This is a genomic window from Armatimonas sp. (genome assembly GCF_043760365.1).
Lineage (GTDB): Bacteria > Armatimonadota > Armatimonadia > Armatimonadales > Armatimonadaceae > Armatimonas.
On sequence record NZ_JAYUPA010000400.1, the window covers coordinates 1 to 4,990 of the forward strand.

4 protein-coding genes and 1 pseudogene are annotated in these 4,990 nt (G+C 61.4%); all 5 read left to right on the plus strand.

The window, feature by feature from the left end; genetic code table 11:
• Positions 1–555, plus strand: a pseudogene (locus tag ACH2EH_RS09490) (hypothetical protein); the annotation flags it as partial.
• Entirely contained in the window at positions 542–928 is a 387-nt protein-coding gene (locus tag ACH2EH_RS09495; RefSeq protein ID WP_395141099.1) for a hypothetical protein, read from the plus strand. The pseudogene ACH2EH_RS09490 and the gene ACH2EH_RS09495, both read left to right, overlap by 14 nt.
• Positions 925–3,459 carry a glycosyltransferase gene (locus ACH2EH_RS09500; protein WP_395141101.1) on the plus strand — a complete coding sequence of 845 codons (2,535 nt, stop codon included), beginning with the start codon at positions 925–927 and terminating at the stop codon, positions 3,457–3,459. Before ACH2EH_RS09495 ends, ACH2EH_RS09500 begins: the two co-directional genes overlap by 4 nt.
• Complete coding sequence (locus ACH2EH_RS09505; RefSeq protein ID WP_395141103.1) at positions 3,456–4,571, plus strand: glycosyltransferase family 4 protein; 1,116 nt, start codon at positions 3,456–3,458, stop codon at positions 4,569–4,571. Before ACH2EH_RS09500 ends, ACH2EH_RS09505 begins: the two co-directional genes overlap by 4 nt.
• Positions 4,565–4,990: glycosyltransferase (locus ACH2EH_RS09510; protein WP_395141105.1), on the plus strand; the 426-nt coding region annotated here is incomplete at its 3' end. The genes ACH2EH_RS09505 and ACH2EH_RS09510, both read left to right, overlap by 7 nt.

Genomic DNA, 4,990 nt, shown 5'->3' on the forward strand with positions numbered 1-4,990 from the left:
CGCGCTCAGAGCGTGAGTCAGTGGCGCGATTTACGCGTGGCGGAGGCGTTTATCACCCGTGATAACATCAACATGCTCTTAAAAACGCACGGCGCGGTCGGGGAGATAAGCGTGCTCTCGATTGATATTGACGGCAACGACTACTGGGTCTGGGAAGCGCTGGAGTGTGTCACCGCCGATATAGTTATCATTGAGTTCAACTACCGTTTTGGGCCAAGTCTGAAAGTTGCGGTTCCGTACGACCCGGAGTTTGTCAAGAGTGCAGCCCATCCATCGGGAGTTTATTTTGGGGCCTCTCTAGCGGCTCTCTGCGCACTGGGTGAGCGCAAGGGCTATGCCTTTATCGGGTGCAGCGGCGGGGGAGTCAATGCCTTTTTTGTACGGCGCGACCGGCTCTGTGCACCGCTCCGTGCGCTGAGCAGTGAAGAAGGCTATCGTGCAGGTCAGCACGCCGAGCTTCTGCGTGAGGGCGTTCCCACCCGTGTCTCTTTTGAAGAGGAACATCAACTGCTAATGAGCCTGCCGCTCGTTGATCCCAATCATGAACGAAACTGAGAACCCCCTTCTTTCCCGTATGCGCGATGTGGCGAGCGCAAGCCAGCTAGGGGCCACTGCCATCCTAGAGACTCTCACGGGCCTCCAGGCGACCCGCACACCCGCGACTCTGGAGCTTCCCAACCTCTACTTCGCCTTTCGCATCGGGAACTGGCCCCCGCATAAGCTGCTGTTTAAAGTGCTGCGCCGCGCCCTGCTCTTTCCTCTGCTAAAACGCCAGGTGCTCTTTAATCAAAGTGTCCAGAATGTTCTGGAGGGCTACCGGCGCGAGCTCGACGCGGCCCATAGCTTCTCACACCAGGCAAGCCTGCGTATCGCGGAGCTTGAGGAGCAGCTCGCAATTCTCAAGCAAGAGCGTGAGGAGACCCTGTGAGACTCGGAGTAGATCTCCAGGCACTCCAGACCGAGGGCTCTCGTCAGCGTGGGATCGGACGCTATGTCGGGGCACTACTGGAGGTGCTCCTCACGAACCATCCTGAGCACGAGTATATTTGCTTTGGAAGTAGCCTTCTGCCGCCTGCGGAGCTGGATCTTTCCGGGCATCACGTGACCTTATTGCCGCTCGACTTGCACCAACCCGAGCACGCCGAGGCACTCTACGAGGCAGCGCTGCTCAAGGCGAATCTGGATGCGTTTTTGCTGCCCAGCCCGATTGAGTGGGAAGGGGCCACACTGCCCGCCTTTCACCGCCTGCCCATTGCTCTTCTTACGATCTGCTACGACTTGATCCCACTGCTGCACGGCGACAAGCACTTCGAGCCGGGAAGTCCCACGGAGCTGCGCTACCGCCGGATGCTGGAAAATATCGCACACGCCGATGGTGTACTGGCGATCTCCGAGGCCACGCGACGCGACACGGTTCGGCTTCTAGGCGTGCTGGAAGAGAGAGTCCACACAATCTACGCAGGTGTCGCACCCTTTTTCTGCCCTCTGGAGAGCGCCGAAAAGAGCCATTGGGCAGCGCTGCTCAAGGCGAAGCTCGGAATCGGAGCCGCCTTCTTGCTCTACACCGGTGGAGATACCTGGCGCAAGAACATGGAGGGGCTGATCCGTGCCTATGCGCTCCTCGCTCCTGTGCTTCGGAAAGACTGCCCACTGGTTCTTGCCTGTAAGCTCTCAGAGCAAACTCAGTCGGAGCTTCAGGCACTCGCGGCGGAGTGTGGAGTAGCCGGTACAGTGCTCCTGACAGGTTTCGTCTCCGATGAGGAGCTGCGGGCGCTCTACGGGCTCTGCACGCTCTTTGTGTTTCCGTCGTTGTATGAGGGCTTCGGCCTCCCCCTGGCCGAGGCGCTCGCGTGTGGTGCCCCGTGTCTGGCTGCCGATAACTCCTCACTGGTGGAGGTGCTTCCCGTTTTAGAGGCTCTGGTGGAGGGCACCGATACAGAGGCACTCGCCGCATTAATCACGCGTGGCCTCACGGATACAGGCTGGCGGGGTGCACTTGCGGCGCAGTCTTGCACGCTCGCGGCACGCTTCACCTGGACACTCTGCGCGGCCCGAGCTGCTACGGTGCTGTCCACCGGGTTTCTAAAACCCGGAGCCAATCCCGCGCTGCGCCGTATTGCTCCCGCGCAACGGCTTCGAGTCGGGGTGCTCAGCCCCCTGCCGCCGCGCGAGTCCGGTGTCGCGGACTACACTGCGGAGCTTCTTCCGTACTTAGAGAAGCACTGGGATCAGACACTTCTGATCAGCAACGATGCGCCTAAACCCAGCGCTTCTCTCCCACTGCAGCGCCTCTCCGGTCTGGAGCGCCGCCTTGAGACAGACGCACCGTTGGATCTCTTGCTCTATCACATCGGCAACAGTCCGCATCACGCCGCCGAGTACGGACTCTTGCGTCGCTGGGCGGGAATCACGGTCCTGCACGACTATAATCTTAATGGTCTTCTCGCCTCTTTAGAGCAACAGCCTGTCCGTGGCGTTGATGTGAGCGAAGAGCTGCGGCATCACTACGGCGCGATTGAGGCCGGGCGTGTGCAGCAGCTCCGCGCCACGGATCTGGGCAGCCTGCCCGAGAAAGAGCGCTTCAGTAACCGCCGTATCTTTACGCGCTCGCTCGGGGTGATCCTGCACAGCAAGTGGGCAGCAGCACGCGCACAAGCGGAGTTTGGCAGGGACAATTCCTTTATCACGTATATTCCAATGCTGGTGGATCTCTCGACACAAGCAGCGCTTCCCCGCGAGCCAGAGCGACATGCGCTACGCCAGCGGCTGGGTCTTCCCCTAGACGCACAGATTATCCTCACGGGTGGAATCATCCATGCCACCAAGCGCAGTGTTCCGATTCTGGACGCCTTTGCACGCCTCCAGCCTGAGCGTGGCAGGCAGCACCTGGTCTATCTGGGACCAGACAGTGCATTTGTTGGAGACTTCGCCAGCGAGATAAAACGGCGCGGACTGGGGGACCGCGTGACAGTCACAGGCTACGTGCCGGTGCCCGCGTTCTACGACTGGATTGACGCCGCCGATCTCTGTTTGTGCCTGCGCTGGCCCTTCGGCGGCGAGACATCGGGTGCGCTGGTGCGAACACTCAGCCGGGGCCGGGCGTGCATCACGACCGATGTCGGCTCTTTCGGGGAGCTACCCGACACCGTGGTTCACAAGCTCCCCGTGCCAGGCAATCCCAAAACCGAGGTGGAGCAGATCGAAGCCGCACTCCGGCACCTGCTCACGGATACTCCCTACCGCGAGAGCCTCGCCGTCCGTGCGAGAGACCTTATTGCCGAGGAGCACGATCCGGCCCAGTGTGCCACGCACTATGCAACATTTGTCCAGAGCGTACTAACCGCCCCGGAGACGCGCCGTCGCCTGATCGCGGATCGCATCGGACGGCAGGTGGCACACTGGCAGACAACCGCCTCGCGAGACGTGCTGCTGGAGCCTTTTGCGGATATCCTCAGGTGATAAAAGCACTCTACCAGCTTGCCTCGCACTGGAAACGCCGGGGCTTCTTGCGCAATCCCACGCAAAGCAAGCTCCCACTCGGCTGGAACGTGAGTGGGCACTTCGACGGTATCCGGGGAGTCGCGGCGGCCTCAGCGGCGTTTCTGGAGGCGGCAAAAGCAACAGGCTTTCCTGTCGCACTCAATCATCCCAATCCCTACGCCGTGAATCTCGTCACGCTGAACACGGACTCGGTCGAAGCCCTAGCGCAGCGCTACGGCGAGAGCTACTTTGCCGGGCGCTGCAATATTGGGGTGTGGTTCTGGGAGACGCCCGAGCTTCCGGAGAGACTCGTTCCCTGCCTTAGCCGCTTTCATGAGCTCTGGGTGACCAGCGCATTCTGCCGCGATGCCATCCAGCCCAAGTGCCCCTGCCTGGTCCAACTACTCCCCTATCCGTTCACCCCGCCGCAGCCCGATCCCACACGCACTCGCGCCACCTTCGGCCTCCCCGACGATGCCACGCTCTTTCTAACGGCCTTCGACTACGACAGCAATGTCTACCGAAAAAACCCGGAGGGCACGATCCGCGCCTTTGCCAAGGCGTTTTCTGACGGCGAGCGCGGCCACTTAGCCATCAAGACACTGCACTCGGAAAACCACTCCGCCGAGACCGAGCAGCTCCACCGCGCCACGCGGGGCCTTCCGGTAACCTTCCTCGACCGCACTCTGGCCCTCCCCGAGCAGGCCAGCCTACTCTCGCTCTGTGATGCCTTTGTCTCACTCCACCGCGCCGAGGGCTTCGGACTGCACTTGTTAGAAGCGCTGGCACTAGGCAAACCCGTCGTCGCGACAGGCTGGTCCGGCAACACAGAGTTTCTGAGCACGGACAACAGCCTGCCCGTGGATTTTACGCTCCAGCCGCTCACAAAGACACTCTATCCCTACGAAGCCGGTCAGCTCTGGGCTGAGCCAGATATTGACCATGCTGCCCGCCGCCTACGCTTCGTCTATGACTTCCCCGATGCCGCGCAAGCCCTCGGTGAGAAAGCCAAAGCCATTACGGAACTTCACTCCGTTGCAAAAACAGCCGCTGCCATGCGTGCCCGACTGGAGGCGCTGGGCCTGTGCTAGCCGTGATTGTTCTCAACTGGAACGGCGGCAACGACACCCAGCGCTGCCTGGAAAGCCTCGCTACTTCAACACTGCCCCACCGCGCCTATCTGGTGGACAACGGCTCCACCGATGGCTCGCTCGAAACCCTCACCGCTGATGTGATCCTCCGCAACGGGCGCAACCTCGGCTTCGCGGGCGGCTGCAACACCGGAGCCTGGCAAGCCATCAAAGACGGCGCGACACAGCTTTTCTTCCTTAACAACGATGCCACCCTCGCGCCCGGCACGCTGGAAAAGCTCCACGCCGCCCTTGTCAATGAGACTGTCGTCGCCGTCTCGCCGCGCATTCTCGTGCCCCTTCGCGAAGCCGGAGGGGTCGGCAGCGACGAAGGAGTGCGCCGGGGGAGGCAGGTCTGGTTCGAGTGCGGCGCACTGAGC

Coding starts and splice junctions, on each gene's coding strand:
- ACH2EH_RS09495 (WP_395141099.1), top strand. CDS start 542: ATGAACGAAACTGAGAACCCCCTTCTTTCCCGTATGCGCGATGTGGCG.